This window comes from Romboutsia sp. MSSM.1001216sp_RTP31141st1_G3_RTP31141_220114, from assembly GCF_039031195.1.
Taxonomy (GTDB): domain Bacteria; phylum Bacillota; class Clostridia; order Peptostreptococcales; family Peptostreptococcaceae; genus Romboutsia_C; species Romboutsia_C hominis.
This window is the reverse complement of record NZ_JBCIUO010000001.1, coordinates 410,591-432,559: the sequence shown is the minus strand read 5'-3', so window position 1 is coordinate 432,559 and position 21,969 is coordinate 410,591. Positions and strand designations below refer to the sequence as shown.

At 25.0% G+C, this 21,969-nt stretch carries 23 protein-coding genes; 6 read left to right on the top strand and 17 right to left on the bottom strand.

Annotated elements, in window-relative coordinates; translation table 11 throughout:
• Positions 1-26: 26 nt before the first annotated feature.
• Both ABCP60_RS02160 and ABCP60_RS02155 read right to left on the bottom strand, forming a co-directional pair.
• Positions 27-938 (bottom strand): hypothetical protein, encoded by a 912-nt coding sequence (locus tag ABCP60_RS02160; protein WP_343101113.1) that lies wholly within the window; start codon positions 936-938, stop codon positions 27-29.
• A 136-nt stretch (positions 939-1,074) separates the two neighbouring features.
• Entirely contained in the window at positions 1,075-1,884 is an 810-nt protein-coding gene (locus ABCP60_RS02155; protein WP_166505108.1) for a transporter associated domain-containing protein, read from the bottom strand.
• 437 nt (positions 1,885-2,321) lie between these two features.
• Between ABCP60_RS02155 and ABCP60_RS02150 the strand changes: the two genes are divergently transcribed.
• Complete coding sequence (locus ABCP60_RS02150; RefSeq protein WP_343101112.1) at positions 2,322-3,464, top strand: AraC family transcriptional regulator; 1,143 nt, start codon at positions 2,322-2,324, stop codon at positions 3,462-3,464.
• A 90-nt stretch (positions 3,465-3,554) separates the two neighbouring features.
• Here ABCP60_RS02150 and ABCP60_RS02145 read toward each other — a convergent pair whose 3' ends face one another.
• The 8 genes from ABCP60_RS02145 to pfkB all read right to left on the bottom strand — a co-directional run bounded on the left by ABCP60_RS02145 (position 3,555) and on the right by pfkB (position 9,822).
• Entirely contained in the window at positions 3,555-3,770 is a 216-nt protein-coding gene (locus ABCP60_RS02145) for a DUF3955 domain-containing protein (protein ID WP_240276036.1), read from the bottom strand.
• A 229-nt stretch (positions 3,771-3,999) separates the two neighbouring features.
• Positions 4,000-5,097, bottom strand: a complete 1,098-nt coding sequence (locus ABCP60_RS02140) for a DUF4179 domain-containing protein (RefSeq protein ID WP_343101111.1) — start codon at positions 5,095-5,097, stop codon at positions 4,000-4,002.
• A 1-nt stretch (position 5,098) separates the two neighbouring features.
• Positions 5,099-5,632 carry a sigma-70 family RNA polymerase sigma factor gene (locus tag ABCP60_RS02135; RefSeq protein WP_092926570.1) on the bottom strand — a complete coding sequence of 178 codons (534 nt, stop codon included), beginning with the start codon at positions 5,630-5,632 and terminating at the stop codon, positions 5,099-5,101.
• Between the two features lie 491 nt (positions 5,633-6,123).
• Positions 6,124-6,690 (bottom strand): maltose acetyltransferase domain-containing protein, encoded by a 567-nt coding sequence (locus ABCP60_RS02130; RefSeq protein ID WP_343101110.1) that lies wholly within the window; start codon positions 6,688-6,690, stop codon positions 6,124-6,126.
• A 27-nt stretch (positions 6,691-6,717) separates the two neighbouring features.
• A complete protein-coding gene (locus tag ABCP60_RS02125; RefSeq protein WP_271934585.1) occupies positions 6,718-7,245 on the bottom strand; it encodes a GNAT family N-acetyltransferase in 528 nt (175 codons plus the stop codon).
• 57 nt (positions 7,246-7,302) lie between these two features.
• Positions 7,303-8,139: a GNAT family N-acetyltransferase gene (locus tag ABCP60_RS02120; RefSeq protein WP_343101109.1), complete on the bottom strand. Its 837-nt coding sequence runs from the start codon at positions 8,137-8,139 to the stop codon at positions 7,303-7,305.
• Positions 8,140-8,422: 283 nt separating this feature from the next.
• Positions 8,423-8,695 (bottom strand): hypothetical protein, encoded by a 273-nt coding sequence (locus ABCP60_RS02115; protein WP_271934619.1) that lies wholly within the window; start codon positions 8,693-8,695, stop codon positions 8,423-8,425.
• Between the two features lie 191 nt (positions 8,696-8,886).
• Positions 8,887-9,822, bottom strand: coding sequence for a 1-phosphofructokinase (gene pfkB / locus ABCP60_RS02110; RefSeq protein WP_343101108.1), 936 nt, complete (start codon positions 9,820-9,822; stop codon positions 8,887-8,889).
• Between the two features lie 257 nt (positions 9,823-10,079).
• Between pfkB and ABCP60_RS02105 the strand changes: the two genes are divergently transcribed.
• Positions 10,080-10,469 carry a 4Fe-4S binding protein gene (locus ABCP60_RS02105; RefSeq protein WP_092926580.1) on the top strand — a complete coding sequence of 130 codons (390 nt, stop codon included), beginning with the start codon at positions 10,080-10,082 and terminating at the stop codon, positions 10,467-10,469.
• Positions 10,470-10,614: 145 nt separating this feature from the next.
• Entirely contained in the window at positions 10,615-11,745 is a 1,131-nt protein-coding gene (locus ABCP60_RS02100; protein ID WP_240276042.1) for an anaerobic sulfatase maturase, read from the top strand.
• Between the two features lie 157 nt (positions 11,746-11,902).
• Here the strand turns inward: ABCP60_RS02100 and ABCP60_RS02095 are convergent, their stop codons facing one another.
• The 4 genes from ABCP60_RS02095 to ABCP60_RS02080 all read right to left on the bottom strand — a co-directional run bounded on the left by ABCP60_RS02095 (position 11,903) and on the right by ABCP60_RS02080 (position 17,288).
• Positions 11,903-12,067 (bottom strand): DUF4177 domain-containing protein, encoded by a 165-nt coding sequence (locus ABCP60_RS02095; RefSeq protein WP_141664391.1) that lies wholly within the window; start codon positions 12,065-12,067, stop codon positions 11,903-11,905.
• A gap of 103 nt (positions 12,068-12,170) precedes the next feature.
• The gene (locus ABCP60_RS02090) at positions 12,171-13,889 is read right to left on the bottom strand and encodes an ABC transporter ATP-binding protein (RefSeq protein WP_343101107.1); all 1,719 of its coding nucleotides are present in this window, start codon (positions 13,887-13,889) and stop codon (positions 12,171-12,173) included.
• A gap of 292 nt (positions 13,890-14,181) precedes the next feature.
• Complete coding sequence (locus tag ABCP60_RS02085) at positions 14,182-16,596, bottom strand: ABC transporter permease (protein ID WP_343101106.1); 2,415 nt, start codon at positions 16,594-16,596, stop codon at positions 14,182-14,184.
• On the bottom strand, positions 16,587-17,288 hold the full coding sequence (locus ABCP60_RS02080; protein WP_343101105.1) for an ABC transporter ATP-binding protein: 702 nt from the start codon (positions 17,286-17,288) through the stop codon (positions 16,587-16,589). The genes ABCP60_RS02085 and ABCP60_RS02080 overlap by 10 nt, the downstream gene beginning before the upstream one ends.
• 218 nt (positions 17,289-17,506) lie before the next feature.
• On the opposite strand from ABCP60_RS02080, the gene ABCP60_RS02075 reads away from it, so the two are divergent.
• Entirely contained in the window at positions 17,507-18,112 is a 606-nt protein-coding gene (locus ABCP60_RS02075; protein WP_166505100.1) for a hypothetical protein, read from the top strand.
• Positions 18,113-18,238: 126 nt separating this feature from the next.
• On the opposite strand, the gene ABCP60_RS02070 is transcribed toward ABCP60_RS02075, so the two are convergent.
• Positions 18,239-18,460: a PC4/YdbC family ssDNA-binding protein gene (locus tag ABCP60_RS02070; RefSeq protein WP_092926592.1), complete on the bottom strand. Its 222-nt coding sequence runs from the start codon at positions 18,458-18,460 to the stop codon at positions 18,239-18,241.
• Between the two features lie 215 nt (positions 18,461-18,675).
• Between ABCP60_RS02070 and rbr the strand changes: the two genes are divergently transcribed.
• Complete coding sequence (gene rbr / locus ABCP60_RS02065; protein ID WP_092926594.1) at positions 18,676-19,269, top strand: rubrerythrin; 594 nt, start codon at positions 18,676-18,678, stop codon at positions 19,267-19,269.
• A 31-nt stretch (positions 19,270-19,300) separates the two neighbouring features.
• Here rbr and ABCP60_RS02060 read toward each other — a convergent pair whose 3' ends face one another.
• On the bottom strand, positions 19,301-19,834 hold the full coding sequence (locus ABCP60_RS02060; protein ID WP_166505099.1) for a solute carrier organic anion transporter: 534 nt from the start codon (positions 19,832-19,834) through the stop codon (positions 19,301-19,303).
• 202 nt (positions 19,835-20,036) lie between these two features.
• Here ABCP60_RS02060 and ABCP60_RS02055 point away from each other — a divergent pair, with 202 nt between their 5' ends.
• Positions 20,037-20,453: a hypothetical protein gene (locus ABCP60_RS02055; protein WP_343101104.1), complete on the top strand. Its 417-nt coding sequence runs from the start codon at positions 20,037-20,039 to the stop codon at positions 20,451-20,453.
• A gap of 80 nt (positions 20,454-20,533) precedes the next feature.
• Here the strand turns inward: ABCP60_RS02055 and ABCP60_RS02050 are convergent, their stop codons facing one another.
• The gene (locus tag ABCP60_RS02050) at positions 20,534-21,937 is read right to left on the bottom strand and encodes a YfcC family protein (RefSeq protein WP_092926600.1); all 1,404 of its coding nucleotides are present in this window, start codon (positions 21,935-21,937) and stop codon (positions 20,534-20,536) included.
• Positions 21,938-21,969 lie beyond the last annotated feature (32 nt).

Here is a 21,969-nt window from a genome sequence, read left to right as displayed (position 1 = left end):
ATAAAATTATAAGGTACGCTTTATTTTTAGTCTACTCTTCTAAATTTAAATCTAGTTCTTTCATCAGCATTTACTGCCCTTGCTACTAGTCTAGCATCACTTTCTCTAACTCTAACAAAGTATCCATTAGGTGCCCTTAATACATATTCTCTATCACCTGTTCTATATATTGTAAACTCTGTAGCTCCTCTTCTATCAGTATCTGCAATTAAAAAGTCTCTATTATCTACTCTTACGAAACTTCCTCCTGCTTCTCTTATTTTTGCTTTATTACCATCTATTATAAGTCTAAATGTATCACCGCTATTAGCATTTTGAGCTGTTGCATATAAAAAGACATCTCTTCCAATTACTACAAATTTATCGTCAAATACTGACTTTATCTTTACTCTTGACCTTTCATTACCACTATCAGGCTGTGGCTTTGACTTTAGTTGTTGTTGTTGCTGTGGTTGTGGTTGCGGTGGCATGCTTGGTAAACCAACTTGTCCTGGTGATCCTCCTGGAAATTGTTGATTTGTTCCTTGATTTTGAGATCCTCCTGGAAATTGTTGATTTGTTCCTTGATTTTGAGATCCCCCTTGAAATTGCTGATTTGTTCCTTGATTTTGAGACCCTCCTGGGAATAATTGGTTTGTTCCTTGATTTTGGGATCCTCCTGGAAACTGTTGATTTGTTCCTTGATTTTGAGACCCACCTGGAAATTGTTGATTTGTTCCTTGATTTTGAGATCCTCCTGGAAATTGTTGATTTGTTCCTTGATTTTGGGACCCACCTGGAAATTGTTGATTTGTTCCTTGATTTTGAGATCCTCCTGGAAACTGTTGATTTGTTCCTTGATTTTGAGACCCACCTGGAAATTGTTGATTTGTTCCTTGCCCTTGTAAAGATTTATTATTCATATTATTTTTATTCATATTGTCATTATTTAATTGCATGTAAAATCCCCCTAGTTGATTTTTTTATTTTGTATATGTATATGACAATATATAATTAAAAGTTACTCTATTATGTATATCAAATAGATACTATTATTTTTTATAATATTATAAAAAGGTGTAGAATAATCTACACCTATAATATACTTATTTGAATATCTTCTATTCTTCTTTTATTAATTCTTATTAATTTAAGAATTAACTTCCCTAAATTAATCTGTATGTCTTCGTTCTCATTTGGAATCTTTCCTAGCTGATTTATAATATAACCGTTTAAGGTGTCATAATCTCCTTCTTCAATGTTAACATTAAATATTTCGTTAAAGTCACTTACACTTAATACTCCTTTAACCATAAAGTTGTTGTCATCTATTTTTTTGATTTTATCATGGTGTAAATCACTTTTGTCATAAGTTATACCCTTGATCTCACAGATTAAATCTTCCATACTTACTATGCCTGAAAATGCTCCATATTCATCTATTAATATAAATAAATTATCATTTTGTGAATCTATTGAATTGAATAATTCACTTACATTTTTAGTTTCTGGTATGAAACATGGTTTATGAAGAATCTTTCTTATGTCTATATTTTTAAATCCTTCTTTTCTAGCCTCAATCATTAAATCTTTTACATGTAAGACTCCTATTATATTGTCTACATATTCTTCGTATACAGGTATTTTCGAATAATTTATTATAGATATATCATCTAATATAGTATCTATATTTTCATTTACATCTATTAAAAATGCATCTTTACTTGATACCATAATTTCTCTAGCTACTTTATCGTTTAATTCAAACTTACTATCTACAGCTAGATTATCTAATTCATTATTTTCTTTTTTACCTGTTATAATGTGAATAATATTATTTATAAAGTCCTTCACATTTTTAAAAATTGATTGTAAGATGGTCCTTTCGGGTTCAGGTTCTAACATACTCATATCTCCTTTAAATATAAATTTTTAAATGATTTTATCACAGTTAATTATATAAGTCAATTTACCTATAGTATATACTATGACTTATGTCTGTATAAGTTGTTAGACAAATATTTACTACGTCTATACTTATATCTTATAATTTTATTTTATATTAAAATCAAATATTTTAAAACCAATTTTTATAAAATTTACTTTGAACTTTTATTCATATATTTTACTTAATAAATTCACTTTAGGATTGTTTCATCCTACAAAAATAATTCATTATACATTTTTTACTTTTATACCCTAATTTACTTAGAATAAACATTTTCCTTTACAACTTTTTTAATAAATACACTTTTATTTATCTTAATTTACATACCATATTAAATAGTATAAAATTATATTAGGGGAAAATTTTAACATATTAAACTTTTTAGGGGGTATCCATGTTCATAAAAACTACTAATCCTACCTTTAAAAATTTTGGGGAACTAGTTTGTGATAGTTTAGATAGAGATTTTTCAAAAGATATAAATATAAAAAACAAAAGTATTAAGAAGTTAAAATTAACATCTGATAATTCTACCTTTTTAAAAGTAAATAAAGGTGTTGTTATGATACTAGTTTCATTAGATGGAAAAGATATAAAATCTTTTATAATAAATAGGATAATTAACTTAAAAAAAGGAATATATTTCAATATAATATCAATTTCAGATGAAAGTGAAATAAGCATAATATCTAAAGATGAATTTAAGTCTATAAATCTAAAAGAAGAATATACTTATACTAAAATTTCATCTTCCCTTAATATTGATCAAATTTATACTAAGTTTTATCAAGAAAAGGGGACTAACTATTCTTTTGCTGGTGAATCTCACCCTTATTGGGAACTTACATATGTTGATAAAGGAAACCTATCTACTAATGTAGATGGTAAAGAATATAATTTAAAACAAGGCGATCTCATATTTTATGCTCCATTTCAATTTCATACTCAAGCTACTTCAGATAATATTAGCTCTTACTTAACTATTAACTTTAAAATGGACTCTAATGACTATGAAGTACTTTGTAATAAAGTATTTACTTTAGAAAGAGAATCCTACAATATTATAAGTAAACTTATAGAAGAACTTTCAAACGACGATATATACTCCAATGATTTATCTATTTGTTACTTAAAACAGCTTATTATACATACTGCCAGACTAAAAAATACCTACTTTCAATCTAAACCAACGACTCACATGCGACAAACTTATGAAAACAGCTTATTAAATGAAATACTTTCATTTATAGATGAACATATATACGAAAAATTATCTATAAATACATTATGTAGTCATTTTTGTATAAGTCCATCTATGATACACTCATTATTTAAAAAGAATATGGATAATACTGTAAAAAATTATATAAATGAATTAAAATTATCAAAAAGTAAAGAACTTATTAAAAACACTTCTTATACTATTAGTGAAATATCTGAGATGCTTGGGTTTTCTTCTATTCACTATTTTTCTAAAAAATTTAAGACATCATTTGGTATTTCTCCAACTGAATACTCAAAATCAATATATGATTAACCTCATTTTTATTAATTCTAAACAATTTTATACTTAACATAAATTCTATATATATGAAAAAGCTGGCTTATATGCCAGCTTTTAATTTATCTATTGATTACATTTTGATCTTTTAAAATAATTTAATCCTACTCTAACTAATACTCCTATTATTCCTATAAATAAAAATAGATATCCTATAGGTATTAAGAAAAATGGCTCTACTAAAGTACCATCTGGTGCTACTTCACTTCCTATAAAATTAAAACTTACAAAACATCCTATACCTATAATAAATGGTATTAAATTTAAAATATATTTTTTCATATTTCCTCCATACACGATATATAATTATTGTTTTTCGATAAATAAATTATATAATACATAAAGATATATTTCAATACTTTTTATTGTTTTTCGATATTTTTTATTACATATTTGCAATTATATTATCTAAAATATTTATATAACCTTATTAAAAATTCACAAAAGTTTAATAAAAATAAATAATACCAATGACTATTAATAATCATTGGTATTATTAAAAAATATTAATTTAAGGAATATCTATTTCTATTTTTTCATCTTCAAAATATTTAGTATTATTTTCCGAATAGATTACAGGAATTATGGTAATCTTCTTTTCGCTACCTTCACGTTCAAAATTATGGTATATACCATTTCCATTTGAATTACCAATTCCCCCACCAAATAATCTATTTCCACTTTCATCTTTTACAAAAACATCTGCATTATGTATTAAGGATGTTACATTGGACTCATCTCCTTCTAATTGTGTTTTAATATTCACTGAAGTAGGAGAAATTCTTACTTGATCAATTTTAAATTTAACCCCTTTACCTATATCTATAACTTTGTTAATATCGACAATTTTTAAATCACTAGATATATTAGAACTATTTATAGTTGTATTAAACTCCCAATTGCCAAAACTTTTACTTAATAACCTTCCTTTTTCAGTCTTTGATTCCCCTATATCAAAATCTTTAAATTTGATTTTTAAATTATAATCTTTATTTTTTTCTAGATTATCAAGTATCTCAAAGTCAGTATCCACAAGTCCATCTCCGTCAGTGTCAATACTAGTTAAATTAACAGTATATAAAAACTCTTTTTTATTTTCAGCTCTTAAATCTCTTTGCATGATTCCCCCTCCTTGACCAGGGAAAGACATATCTCCTATAGTTACTATTGGGATATCTGGTATAAAATCTTTTTTATTAATGCCATGCTCTTTAAAATTAAAATTAGTATAATCCATACTTAAACTTATAATTAATTGTCTATCATCAAGCATTACATCTCCTAGATTAAGAACTAATCCATTATCTTCTATTGATTGATTCCCTTCAAATTTGTACTTCTCAAATTCACCATAATCTCTATCTAGGAAAGATTCAATATGATTTACTAATCTATCAATATATGCCCATGTAGTTTCATTAGTTAGAGCCACAGAGCCTAGTATAAGTGTTGCTGATATACTTGCTGCTATTAATTTTTTATTTACTTGTTTTCTTGACTTTAACTTAGATTTCATTATATTTTTCATTTTTTCGTTATCAGTTTTTACTTCATCATATCTATCAAATTGAATTTTTTCATTATTTAATACTTTATATTTATCTATCATATTATTTTCCTCCGTCATTTAATAAAGCTTTTCTTATTTTCGCCTTACCCCTAGATAATTTACTATGTATACTTGAAATAGCTAACTTTTTATCATTTGCTATATCTACTACACTTTCATCATCTAGATAATATCGTCTAAATATTTCTTTGTCTTCTTCTGATAAGAAGTTTAATGTCTCATTTAATTCCTCTTGAATTTCTACCTTTAGTAAATTTTTGTCTATATAATATGTTTGTTCATCTAAACTAGATGTCTCTATCTTATTTAGATATTTTCTTTTGTAGTCAATTGCTTTATATTTAGCTATTGCACATATCCAGTTTTTAAAAGAGTTTTTATCTTTTTCAAATCCTTCTATATTATCCCAAATGGCTAGTAAAGTATCACTAACACATTCTTCTTCGTAATTAATAAGTGTACCTAAGTGATATCTAACTACTGAAGTAATAAGGGCATTATACTGGTCTATTAAAATTTCCATTCCTTTTTGATTTTTCTTTTTGATATATTTAATCATTAATTTGTCTTGCAAGTTACTTCCTCCTAACTATAAAAGCTTTTACAATAATTAATTCGTAAATAAAATTAAAAAACTTGCATGTTTAAATATTTTTTTATTTAATTATTTATTTGTTATATAATCAAAATTTTGACACTAACTAAATTACTCTAGCAAAATCAATACATTTAACAGTGCCATAAACTATTAATTTATAGATTTTATCACAAAGAACTTTATACCAAATGATTTATAGATACGCAAGTGTAAGTAAAAAACACAAGAATGTATTATTGATTTTTATACAGATAAGTCACTTAGAAAAGAAGTTAAAAATATTTTAAATAAAAAGTTGATATTTTTGGAAGGCATTTATTTGAAGGTTATAATTAATAATATATAACTAAAAATGTACATAAATTAACACCAACTAATATCAGAATAAATTCTATGATATTACTTGGTATTACTTATCTTTAATAAAGTTTTATAGTTTTTGAAAAATATTTAATAATAGATATTTACTATAAATATTTTATAATTTTAGCAGGATTTCCACCTACTACTACATTGCCCGGAACATCTTTTACAACTACAGCTCCTGCTGCAACCACTACATTATCACCAATTGTTACCCCAGGCGCTATAACTGAATTTCCACCAAGCCAAACATTATTTCCAATAGTAACTGGCTTACCATATTCTAAGCCAGATATTCTTAATTCTACATCTAATGGGTGAGTTGCAGTATATATGCATACTCTTGGAGCCATCATACAATTATCTCCTATTGTTACTTTACAAACATCTAATATAATGCAATCATAATTTGCAAAGAAATTTTCTCCTACATAAATATTGTATCCATAGTCACAACGGAAAGTAGGTTTTACACAAAAATTTTCACCTGTTTTTCCAAATAAAGATTTTAATATTTCACTTCTATTTATATCTGAAGAATTGTTAAATTTTCTAAGAATGCTTTGAGCTTTCTCATGTTCTTTTACTAATTCACTATCTAAAGCACAATAGAGTTCTCCTGATAACATTTTTTCTTTTTCTGTTTTTTGATGTATTATTTTCTCCTTCATTGCAAATATCTCCCTAACTAATTTTAATTATAAATTTATCTGTTTTTCCATTCTTATATCACTATACCAATTTTCATTGTAATACACAAAATTTTCAGATTTTCCTATTGCTTTATACCCATTTTTCTTATAAAAATTTATAGCTTTAGTATTGTATTCAAATACCCCTAACTCTATTTTATTTTTACCTAACTCTCTTACCTTATCTTCTAATAACTTCATTACTTTTAGTCCTATACCTTTCCCCCTACATTTATTATCTCCTACACATATACTAATCCAAGCAGTATCATCACATTCATTAAATAACATTTTAAAATTTGTATCAATAGTTACAAATCCAACATTTCTATCATTTTTAACTATCATGTATGTATGCTTGTATTCATTTATTCTAGTTCCTTCTATTAATTCCTCTAATGTTATATCTTCTATTTCTCCTTCTTTAAAATTTGGTCTAAGTAAATACTTTATACTGTTGTCATTATTCCATTTTTGTATTAATTTAAAATCATCTATATCTTTATGCGTTATCTTTTTTAATTCTACACCCATTAATTTTTCCCCCTTTATACAAATAAAGTATATAGATTAATCTATATACTTTTACCTCTATTCTTTATAAACATAATACAAACAATCATTTTCAAAATTAGTTAATGACTCATATTTGTTTTCTTTTAACTTACTTATTAATTCATCACTTGGATTATGTATATATATTTCAGCTTCACTAGAATTTTCTTTTAATAAATAATAATTTACACAGTCATTAATACCTTCAAAAGTATTATCTATACATATTATAGAAGGATTTCCTTTCACTTTAACTATACATCTATGACCATTTACTATTACTAAAGAATTACTTTTAACTAACTCATCATATATTTCTTTACATAAATTAAAATAAGTAAATCCATAAGTTATTCTATTTTTATTTTTCTTAAAATAATCTAAATTTTTAAATTCTTCATATGATATGTCCCATTTTTCAATATTAAAATCATTTATATCTTTATTGTAATTATCATTTTCTTTAAATACTACCAGACAACTATCTTCTAAATAAAAATTCTTTGCCTTCATCATATTTATGCTAGCTACAGTATCTTTATGAGTGCACATTGCTATATTAGTTATCTTATTATTTCTTAAATCTTCTCTTGCTAAATTAAACAACATATCGCAAATTGCATGTGCATATTGTCTCCCTCTATAATCAACATGTACTCTAAGCCCTTCAAGCCATCCTTGTCCATCTATTAGAATACTATATTTTCCTACTGCTACTACCTTATTATCTACAACTAGCCCTAAAAAACACCCATCTTTTTCATCTACCCATTTGTGAAATACACTAGGTAAATAATCATTGCCTTCCCAAATATTTCTTGATATATCCACTATATCATCATAGTCTTCATGTGTAAGTATTTTATAATTCATTTTTTCACCCTTTTTACTTCTTTGTTTTAATAAAATTGATTTATTTTAATTATACATCTTATTTACTTATTATTAATACATAAATATATTTTATCCTAGGAGGAACGTTTCGTTCCTCCTTCTTTAATCATGAAAATGTGTCCACGATTTTATAAATACTTATATATTATTTTGACTACTTCACAAGGCTTTATATATTCTTAAAATCAAATAAACAATAAAAAGAGCAGTAATTTTAATCTTACTACTCTCAATATAATAATTTTATTTAAATAGATAAATATTACTCCTCAATATTTTTATATAAAGTATATCCACTCATCAATATCCCTAATCCACCTATAAAAGAAAAAACAAATCCACCTGTTCTAAAATTATCTATATTAGATTTAACAATCATTTCATATTGAGATGTTTCCATTCCTCCACCACTAGCTTGAATTGCATCATATCCCATTTTTAGCCCTATAGATGTCGATAAAAATATTAATATCATACCGATAATAAACGAAATTACCATACACTTTAATGAACCAATTAAAAATTTATTTTTCATACTTCCCCCTTAGTTTGATATTAACTGCTAATTTAATTATAACACACAACATTTTTAACGCATATTCATTCAAATAGAGGTTTTTGTATTTATATTATTTTATAATTAAAAAAGCTATAAAATTTAGTATCTTCCCTAATTTTATAGCTTTTTAACTTATTTTATTTTTTAGTTTACATAACCTAATTATATTAGATTTTACTATACTCTAATACTTCTATTTCTTTAAATAACTTTTCAACTTCATTTACATCTATAAATCCAGTTTTAATATTCATAGCATTAGACATTCCACAAGCATTAGATAACCTTAGACAGTCCTTTAATGAATAATCATTTAATAATCCATATGCAAATCCTGCTATTGATGAATCTCCACTACCAACTGTATTTTCTATTTTTATACTTGGTATTTTTACTTCATATATACTATCCTTATTTACAAGAATCATCCCATCTTTGCCCATAGATATACATATATTTTCTATATTATATCTTAATAATTTATAAGCCTCTTTTATAGCATCTTCTTTATTATTTATATTACACTTACATAAAGCCTCTAGTTCATCTATATTAGGTTTTATCATATATATATGACTATTTATTGCACTTTCAAGGTATTTACCGCTAGTATCTAATATAAATTTTATATTTTTAATCCTACATATTTCTCCTAACAATCCATAATAATCAATTGGCAATCCTTTAGGTAAACTTCCACTAGCTACTAGTATTTTAGTTTCTTCTAATATATGTTCTAAATGTCTTTCAAACTTTATCATGTCGTTTTCTTCTACTGTAGGACCACTTTCAAGTATTTCTGTACTTACTTTATTTTTATCTATTATATTTAAACAAACTCTAGTTTCACCATCTATTTTTATAAATTCATCTCTAAGACCAATCTTTTTTATTTCATCCTTTATATAAAGGCCATTGTATCCACCTACAAAACCCATACATATAGGACTATGCCCTAATTGATTTAGTACTCTAGCTACATTTATACCTTTTCCACCTGCACTTTTTTTAACATCCCCTGCCCTTTGAACCTTTCCTATTTCAAAAGATTCTAGTTTGTAAAGTGTATCTATTGATGGATTAAATGTTACAACTGTTATCATAAGCTTTGTCCTCCCTTTTTATGATTACACTAATATTATATAAATTTGATTTATTTATGTATTTGTAATTTCATTTGATTAATTTGTTATTTTCTTCTTCATATTTAATATATTTTTCATATTGTTGTTCTAAAATTTTTAAGTTCTATAAATTATTTTACTTGTCACAATTTCAAATTGATTTTTATAAGTATTTGTCCTACACTTAACTTGAATACAGTTAGCAATACAATCTAAATTTTTAGGGGGAAAAGGGAATGAAAAAATTAGTTGTTACAGACAGATCTCTATGTCAAAATTGCTTAGCTTGTGAAATGACTTGCTCAAATGCATTTTATAAGCATTATGGATTAAACACTCCATGTATAAAAATAGGATTAAAGAAAGATGATTCTTTAGATGTTAAGGCATGTAATCAATGTGGTCTATGTGCTAAAAAATGTCCTCAAGGAGCAATAACTCAAAATCCTAAAGGTGTTTATATGATTAATAAGAAAAAATGTAATGGTTGCCTTACTTGTGTTGATGCCTGTCCTAAAGGCATAATAGCAAAAGTAGATGATAAGCCTGTGCCATCTAAATGTATAGCTTGTGGACTTTGTGTTGATGCTTGTCCTATGGGAATTCTTGAGATTAAAGAAGGTTAATTTTATAATAAAATATATTAATAACCCCTGTTTAATATAAAAACAGGGGTTATTAATATATTTTATATTTAATAAATATTATTTTTTAATATATAATAGTTATTAATAACAGATATACAATTTTATCTACCTAAAGGGGGATTTTATGAATCATTTAACAATTTTAATAAAGCCTAGTTCTAGTGCTTGTAATTTAGATTGTAAATATTGTTTTTATAAAGATATATCAAAAAATAGGGATGTTTATACTAATGATTTTATGGATATTTCTACACTAGAAAATATAGTTAAAAATGCTTTAAGTAAAAATGTAGATTATATAAACTTTATATTTCAAGGTGGAGAGCCTACTTTAGTAGGCATTGATTTTTATAAAAAGCTTATAACATTACAAAATAAATATAACAATAATAATATTAATATTGTAAATTCTATTCAAACTAATGGTATAAATATAGATGATGAATTTGCGATTTTCTTTAAAGAAAACGATTTTTTAGTTGAAATATCACTAGATGGTTTAAAAGAAACTCACGATTTATATAGGACATATAAAAATGGCTCTTCCACTTTTGATGAGGTTATATCAGCTATTAATATATTAAAAAAATATAAGGTTAATTTTAATATACTATCTGTTGTAACTAAAGAAAGCGCTAAAAATATAGATGAGATTTATGAGTATTTTAAATCTAATGATTTTCCATATATACAATTTATACCCTATATAAAAAACTTCGAGATAGATAATCAAAATAAATATATAGAAAATGAGTTTAAAAATTACTTAGATACTACTAGTTTTTATATATTTTTAGATAAATTATTTAATCTTTGGTATAAAGATATTAAAAACGGTAAGTTTGTAGAAATAAGAAACTTTATGGATTATATAACTGTTCTTAAAGGATATAATCCAACTAGCTGTGGTATGAATGGATTTTGCAGTCTTAATATAGCTATTGAATCCAATGGTGATGTTTATCCTTGTGACTTATACTGCTTTGATTATTGGAAATTAGGTAACATTAATAAAGATTCTTTAGACGAACTTATGGCTTCTTCTAAGGCATTAGAATTTTTAAATCGTTCTTTATACATACATAATACCTGTAAAAAATGTAAGTACTTTAAGCTTTGCGGTGGTGGATGTAGACGTAACCTAGAGCCTTTTGTTGATAATATACCTTCTTTTAATTATCAATGTAAAGCCATCAAACAATTTTTAGATAAAAACTTAAATAAGTTAATATCTATATCTAATATGTTTGATTGAATATAGTTTTATTTAAAAATTTTAAAATTTAAATATATAAAAATGTATCCTATGTAAGTAGATAATTTAAAAACTACTCTATAGGGTACATTTTTTTAATTTACTTATACATTAATTTTTACATATTTAATTAGGCTAATATATTTTATAGATTATTTTAATCTTCATCTTCTATTTTTATCTTTTTGCTAAGATAGTGCCAAGAGTTCCAAACAGATACTAACTTCCATCCATCACTTCCATATTTATTTAATATTTCAGCTGTCTTTTTAGCATTTTCATTTATTACTACACATTTATATTCATATGTTTTTTTGCTCATAAAAAACCCCCTTAAATATACTCTTATAATTGATATATTTAAGAGGGTTATAATATATGCTATTTTTACAAATTTTTAAGTTAATTTTGTTTGCTTAAATTGTCTATGTTATTTTATTTTTGTTATCATCACTTTGTATATAATATAAGCTATAAAAATATCCTTTAAGGTCGATTAATTCTTTAAAGCTTCCTTTTTCTATAACCCTTCCTTCTTTCATAACTATTATCTCATCATAATTTATTAATATATTTTTTATAAGCTTGTGAGTTACAACTATCATCGTTAAATCATTAAGACTTAACAGTGATGTTTCTAAGTTATAAGCAGTTTCATTATCTAATGCAGATGTAGACTCATCTAGTATAAGTATCTGTGTATTATTTATAAGTGCTCTAGCTATAGCAATTCTTTGTTTTTCTCCACCTGATAACTTATTTCCATTTTCTCCAACATGTGACTCTATTCCATTTTCAAGTTTATTTATGAGAGGTAATATCCCTGACCTTTTACAACTTTCTAACACTTGTTCATCGCTATAATTTGCAAATAATTTTATATTTTCCTTTATAGAATCATCAAACATAAATACATTTTGTTGTATCATTGATATATTTTTATATAAATCTAAACTGTATATTTCTTTTAAATCTTTATTATCAAAATTTATACTTCCTTCATAGTCTGTATAATACCTCATAAGTAATTTTATTAAAGTACTTTTACCGCATCCACTTTCTCCAACTATTGCATACTTTTTATTTTTCTCAAAAGTTAAATTTATATTATCTAAAGCTTTTCTATCACTAGTATATGAGTAATTAAGGTTTTTAACTTCTATAGAATTTTCAAACTCATTAAGCTTAACTTCTTCTATACTTTCATTGGATGTTTCAAGTATTTCTTCTATTTTATCTGCTATAAGAGATACTGATTTTATTTGATTTATGAGAGATATACTTGTTTTAACTGGAGATACTATATGGGTACTTAATTGTATTATTATTATGGCAGTACCTACTGATATACTTTTTTTATACATTAAATACCCACCTAAAATTAATACTCCTAGGTATATAGTTACACTAAAAGATAGAGAAAATCCTTTTATTATTGCTTCAAGTATTGCATATCTTCTTTTACTACTTTCTACTTTAATCGAACTTTCTTTAAATATTTTATTTATCTTATTACTTATATTAAAGCCTTTTATAACTTCAAATCCTGTAAACAAATCTTTCGTTAATGAAGTTATTTCTTCTAGATTTTTTGAGTATTCATTCTTTTCTATAACTAACTTCTTAGATAAAGCATTTGGTATTATAAATCCAAATGCTCCAAATACTGCTATAAATACAACTATAGATGGACTTATAAAAAATAATACTCCCAATGATATTGTAAAAGATATTAATGATGATATTATTAAAAATATATTATTTAAAAAATTATCTTCTATCATTTTTACATCATTGTATAATACTGATATGTACTTACCACTGTTATCTAGTGAAAAGTCTTTTATATCTTTATTTATTACTTTAAAAAATATATCACATCTTAAGTAATTTACTGTATTTTTTATATATTTAGACATTACAAGACCATCTAAATACTCTGTTATAAACATTATAATTATTAATCCAATTGTTGCCACTATTATTGGTATAAATTTATTTACATCCCCACTTGCAAATATGTCTACTATAAATCCCATCATAAAATCAAAACATATACTAGCTAATGCTACTAAAGATATCGTAGCTATTCTTGTAAAAAACTGCCCTTTGTATTTTAAAGCATATTTCAAAAGCATTTTCATAACTATTTCTCCTAATATTAACAATCAATTTTTAACTTATCTAAACTATTTTAATTTAAACTTTAATATAAAAACTGTAGTTTAGACTACAGTTTTTATATATCTATATTATTTAATAGTTCTTTACTCCATCCTGAAGTTGTACTAGATATCACTCCTATTTCTTTAACTATATCGTATTTTATACTTGCCATAATTCACATCTTTACCTTTATTATACAATGATTATACCACAAAAATGATTGTATAATACTTATACAAACAGTATATTGTTATATGGAATTTGTGTAATTTATTGCTCACTACAAGATTTTAAAACTTCCTGTAATGATATTTTTTCTATTTTTTTCTTAGCTGCATATGTTCCTAGCATAAATATAAATAATATTATAATTAAGCCAACTATACCTTGCCATATTTCAAATTCAAATGGCATAACCATTCCAAACTCACTAGCTAGATATCTAATGCCAAATCCTAATCCAAATACAGTTATTGGTATACTTATAATATATGAAATTATAGAATAAACTAGGTAACTACTTAACATCATAGAATTAACTTCTTTTTTAGAATATCCCATTACTTTAAGTAAAGATATTGAATAATAATTATCTTCTACAGTCATAGTTGTAAGCACATATAAAACTATAACAGCTATAAATACTGCAATAATTATCATTGAATATATAGCTACTTTTACAAATCCTTGCATTGATTTTGTTTGTTCTAATATATCATTTTTATTTATAACTAATAAATAATCACCTTTATCTAATTTATCTTTTGAATATACACCAGTATAAAAATCATCTTTATCTATATTTTTAAATGCTTCATCTTTAGTTATTATATTACTTAGATTATTTCTATCCATATATACTTTAGGCTCACCATAATCCCTAGATATCCCTACTATCTTTTCTTTATATACTTTATCATTTATAGTTATATTTATAGATTCACCATTTTTTACTCCATAAGTTAAATAAAAACTATTATTTACCACAATACCATCTTTTAATTTTTTAGTTATATCATTTTCTTTTTTATCATATACTTTATGTAATTTATTATCACTGTCTATTCCTGTAATATTTATATTATCTTCTTTGTATATTCCATTAGGTAAACTTATAAATTTCTCATCATCATTGTTAAGCTTTGGATATTCTTTAGACATATTAACAATTCCCTCATATACATATCCTACTGATTTATAATAATCTACACTCATTTTATCAAAGAAATCAGACATCATAAGACTCATTATTATAAGCATTGATGAAAATACTATTCCTAAGAAAAATACTAAAAATTTATTAGTATTTGCAAGTATAAATGAGTATTTAAATTTTGTTTGAGGTTTAGCATTTTTTAATAATTTACTAACTAATTTATTAAGTTTTCCTACCTTTTCATTAACACTTGATTTTATAAGGTTTATTGCCTTTTTAGAAAGCATCTTATTTATAAGTATAGTTGAAAGTCCTATTATAACTACTAATGGTACTACTATTGCTACTAATAATACACTTAAATTAGTTCTTATTTCTCCACTAGGTATTAAATAAAACTCTAAGTAAAAATTACTCATATATGGTGCTGTATATACCCCTAATATATATCCAGTAAGTAAAAGTGGTAAAGATATTATTGTTAGTATCATTATATATGGTTTAAGTATTTCATATTTTGAATATCCTAGTGCTTTTAAAACTCCTATTTGAGTTTTTTCATTTTTAACTATTCTATAAGTTATCATAAGTACTATTAAAACAGCTATTGTACTAATACTTACACTTATACCTATAGTCATAGCTTGACCGCCCTTTATTTCTTCATATATTGCTCCACTTTTCATTTGATTTTTTGTAAGTACTATACTAGTTATATACTTTAAATCATTTTTATCCTTATATGTTTTAATAATATCTTCATTGAAGTTTTTTAAGCTTTCTTCATTATTAGAAACTCCAGATAAATAAAAATCTTCTTTTCCCTTTATACTTTCATATTCTGTATTATTTACTAATCCTAAAGTCATTTTAGAATTATCTATATTAAAATCTGTTCCACTTATAGGCAGTGTATTATCTGCAAACAATACAAACCCTGTTATAATGTAATTCTTTCCGTTTATGTCAATACTATCGCCTATATCTAAGTTATTTTTCTTAGCATATATATTAGTTACTGCTATTTCATTATCTAATTTAGGCTTATTTCCTTTTTCTATATATGATAGGTTTATATTTTTACTATCTTTAAATAATGTTATCTTATTACTTTTACCATTATTTTTAAAGTTTACTTCTTTGTAAGATCTATTTTCTAATTTAAAACCTTTATAATCTTTTTCAAATGCATTTATTCTATTTTCTATTATCTTATTATAAATATTAATATCTGACTTTTTTATATCACTTAATGTATATATAAGCATACTACTTGCTTTCATTTTTTCTTTATCTGATAAATTATTAATATCAAATTCTGTTAAACCATTTATCATACTTATAGAAAAATCTTCTTGATTAGTTTCATTAATAAAATTTTCCAAAGGTGTTTTTAAGCTATCAATAGCATAAAACATGGTTGTATATAAAAAAGAACTAAGTGCTATTATTATACCTATAGCAAGAATTTGTAATTTCTTTTTCTTAAATGTATTTAAAGTATTTTTAAATAAAACTCTTACCCCCATTTTATTTCACTTGCCTTTCTTTTTTTGGTATTTAAGATTTCTTCGACTATTTTTCCTGAATTCATTTTTATTACTCTATCAGCCATAAATGCAATATTTGGGTTATGAGTTATAACTACTGTTGTTGTTTTAAATCTTTCATTCATATTTTGTATCATTTCTAATACTTGCTTTCCAGTTTCTTCATCTAATGCACCAGTTGGTTCATCACAAAACATTATCTTTGGATTTTTAGCTATACTTCTAGCTATAGAAACTCTTTGCTGTTGCCCACCACTTAATTTGTATGGATATTTATCTTTTTCATTTTTCATACTTACTGCATCTAACACTTCATCAATATTTAATGGATTTTTTCCTATACTTGAACCTATTTCAATATTTTCTTTTACTGTAAGATTTTGAAGTAGATTATACTGTTGGAATATAAACCCTAAATTATTTCTTCTAAATTTTGTAAGCTTATCTTCATTGTAATCACTTATTTTTTCATCATTATAATAGATTTCTCCACTACTTGGTGTATCTAATCCACTTATAACATTTAACATTGTACTTTTTCCACTACCACTTGGACCTAGTATAACTATAAATTCACTATCCTTAATTTCTATATTTATATCTTTTAATGCTACTGTTTCAACTTCTCCACTTTTATAAATTTTCCCTACATTCACTAATCTAATAGACATGACAAAGCCCTTTCATTTTTAAATTTTTTATAATTAATTATACTCATACATTTTTAAGTACTTTTAATAAAGTTATTATATATTTATATTCTCAAATTTTATTATATAAAACATCATGTATAACTTTAAACATTAAAATTATTAAATAATAAAAATCACATTTAATGCTTTGTTCATATGCTATATTAGACGCTAAAAATTACTAAATTTCAAAGGAGGTGTTTGGTATATCATACTACCAAGACAATGAATATAATTGCAGCTGCTTATCAAAATATAGTATAGTTGGAGCTAATTCTTTAGATATTGATGTTGACTACTGTGAGCCTGAAATAAGATCAGACATTGTTATGCCTGAGTACAAATCAGTTAGACTTTGGGGGCAAATAGTAAATCATAAAGGAGAGCCAGTAGAAAATGCCTTAGTAAAATTGTTAGGAGTTGAATGTTATGACGATCAAATTTACTATAAAGGAATAGCTCATACTATAAGCGATTGTGAAGGATTTTATCAATTTGATTTATCTGACTATGAAGATAAATATTCTAGTTTCAAATTATTAGTAAACAAAGCTACTTATGATTCAGAAAAGGTAGTATCACTTGAATCTAACAACTGTGATTCTTGTTGTAACCAAAATTACTGCGATGATTACTCTAAGTGTGATATTTCATCATTTAGTTCTCTAAACTATTACCCTAGAAAATTTTCTACTTTTTATGAAATAAAAAATAATTTTAATTGCATATGTAAAAAAAATCACAACTGCAAAAACAGGATAACTTGTAACAAAAAACATGATAAAAATATCTCCAGAAGCTAGTTTGCTTTTGGAGATATTTTTTGTGTATAAAATGCTATCTTAAATCCATCATAAAATAAAAATATATAAATATGCTAAGTTATCTAAGTTTTTACTTCAATATAAAAAATATATAAACTAAAATTTCTATATATCCATATTATTTAATAATTCTTTAAGAGATTTTAATTCCTCTGCTGTTAAAGTTATTCCTTTTCCCATTTTTTCATGTTCTGATGACCAATCTCTTAAATCATACTTAGGTTCCCTATTGTTCCAACTTATAATATTTAATTCTTTTTTCCACCCTGAAGTTGTAGTTGATATTATCCCTACCTCTTTTACTATATCATATTTTATACTTGACATGATTTCACCTCTTTATGTTTGTATATATAGTAATTATACCACGAAAAGTTTTATATAAAACTTTAATAAATAATTTAACAAATGCTTTAATTTACTTAATTTTTATTAAAAATATCAATCTTTATTAATTAAAAGTTATTAAATTACTATAAATGTATATTTTATTTATTTTGGTAAATAATCCTAATAGCAATATTTTATTAAAGGAGTATAATATGAGTTTATTAAAAGATAGTAGAACAAAAGAAAATTTAATGAGGGCTTTCGCTGGAGAAAGTCAAGCTAGAAACAGATATACATTTGGAGAAAGTTTAGCTAAAAAGCAAAATTTATATGTAGTTCAAAAAGTATTTAATTATACAGCAGAACAAGAAAAAGCTCATGCTTGGGTTTTTTATAATCATCTAAAAGAACTTTCTGGCTCTTCTATAACTATAGATGCTGGATATCCTGTTGAAGTATATGACGATTTAATTAAAACATTAAAAGATTCTCAACATAATGAATACGAAGAATGGGATAAAGTTTACAAAGAATTTGCTAAAACAGCTCGTGAAGAAGGTTTCTTAGAGGTAGCTAATAGTTTTGAGAAAATATCTGAAATAGAAAAAATTCATGGAGATAGATTTGGAAGATTTGCTAGTGACCTTGAAAACAATACTCTATTTAAAAAAGATACTGAAGAAAAGTGGATTTGCTTAAACTGTGGTCATGTTCATACAGGTACTAAAGCTCCAATGGCTTGCCCAGTTTGTTCATATCCACAAGGATATTTTATATTATATTCTAATTCACCATTTGAAAATTAATAAAAATCCCTAGTTATTCTAGGGATTTTTATTATCTACAATTACATACACATTTACAATTTAAGTTACACCCGCAGTTATGATCATTTGAATTACACCCACAGCTATGATTATTCGAGTTACATTCACAGTTATGACCATTTGAGCTACATCCATCATTCTCTTCATGACAATTTTTATGACATTCATCACTTTGTTTCATAAGTCTTCGAGCTTCACACATTAACTCTTCACCCTCATTTGATATTCTTCTACAATCATTCCATAATCTACGAGCTCTTTCACATTCTTCCATAGCTTGTCTTTTTAATTCCTCTGCTCTTCTTTCTGATTGTTGTGCTTGTTGTGCAGCTTGATTTGCTCTATTTATTCTTTCATTCGCTTCATCACATTTTCTTTGAGCTAAACATTTAAGTCTTCTACATTCTGAGCAATCAATATCATGATCACATTTACATTTATGATTTTTTTCACACTCTTTTTTATTTATATTTATGCCTTTACAACAAAAATTTTTATGACATCCACAATTATGCTTTTTATAATTTCCTTTTTTGCATACCATAATATCCACCCTTTTTTTTTATTAGACATGATATATTAAATATCATCTTCTTAATAATATATATATGCAGTCTTCTACAAAATGTGAGTTAACTTTTATAAATACTTATATTTTTTTGTACTTAATAACTAATTATATAGAGGAAACTCTATATATTATAAAGAATACTTATATAATCTTTTAATTTGGAGGTTTTTATATTATGAGAAAGTTATTTATGGCTTTTTTATTATTTTCATTAAGTATGTATTTAATAGGTTTTAATTCTTTTGATAATAATATAGACCCTAATTTGAAATTTGAATTTTTAGGTTATATAAGTGATAATAATTGCACAAAAATAAATATAAGATTAAAAAATGAATCGAACGATGAATTTATAGATCCAGATATTAGCTTAATATTAAGCGATAAATACGAAAAACAATATAGCTATACTATAAAATCTAAAGATATAAATAATATTACTCCAAATAGTTATGTAGATTTAGAATTTGTTTTTGAAAATAAATTCAATTTAGAAAAGTATAACCTCAAAGATAAAAATGTGATATTTAAATCTTTTATAAAAGATAAGTCTCCTTCAAATTCTATTAATATGCTTTTTAGTATAAATTAGGTATAAAGTAAAATATGAGATAGTTATAGTATAATTTAAAGCACTACTATCACTATCTCATATTTATTAAATATTTTTAATTATAATAACATCATCCCTATTGATAATATAATAGCTGATGATATATATATACAAATGATTATCTTACTTGCAAACTTAACCCATGTACTATATTCAACCTTTGCTATAGCAAGTCCCCCCATTATAACTCCAGATGTTGGTGTTATAAGATTTACAAGTCCGCATCCAGCACCAAGAGTTGATATAATTAATTCTGATGGAAATCCTAAACTTTTTGCTAATGGTCCAAATATAGGCATTGATACACTAGCTAAGCCTGATGTAGAAGGTATTAAAAATGATAAACCTATATATATTAAAAATGCTATGTTTATAAATAATATAGGTGACATTCCACTTAATGCATGTGATGCATTATTAAGAACATAAACATCAAGTCCTGTACTACTCATTATAACAGATACTCCTCTTGATATACCTATTATAAGCGCAACTCCTACCATCTCAGATGCTCCGTCTATTATAGCTGAAACTATTTCTTTTTCTTTTAATCCATATACTACACCAATTACAATAGCCATTAATGTATACCATGTAGCAAGTTCTGAAAACCACCAGTTTCCAAGTGCATTACCTGTTAAAAAGTCAGTATGCTTAAATATAGTTATTCCAAACTTTTCCCAAGGAATAACTCCACATATCATAACTACAAATGATAATCCAAATAAAGCTAATACTATTTTTCTCTTAGTTGTAAATTCTAAAGTCTCTTTTTTTGAATTTATAAATGCACTTTTAGCTGATTCTACTTCTTCTTTTGATAATAAAGTTGCATTAGGATTTTCTTTAACCTTTTTAGCATGCTTCATAACAAAGTATATAGATATTAATAGTGATGACAACCAAAGTGCTGCTCCAATTCCCATAACTACCGCTTGATTAACTTCAACTCCAACACCTTTAAGAGAATCTATACTTATTGAAACCACAAATGGGTTTACAGTTGAACCTAAAACTCCACATCCAGCACCAAATAATATAGTAGCAACTGCTGTTAAAGAATCAAATCCAGCAGCTAACATAGTAGCTGTTATTAATGCATAAAAGGCTAATGTTTCTTCTGACATACCAAAGCAAGTTCCACCTAATGAAAATGTAAACATTAGTATTGGTATTAATATAAATTCTTTCCCATTTAGCTTTTTTACTATTGAACCTATTCCTGCATCAAGTGCCCCTGTTTTTGCTACAACACCTAAAAATCCACCCATTAAAAGCACATATAAAGATACATCTATAGCATCTTTTAATCCTTTTATAGGAGACATTACAACGTCTGATATCCCTGCTTTATTAACCTGTGGTATAAACTGTGTAATTATACCTATTACTATAATTATAGAAAACAATATAGTATATGCAGTAGGCAGGTTAAACTTCTTTTTGTCAGTTTGTCTTCCCATAACTTCCTCCGTATATTTTTTTTCTAAAATAG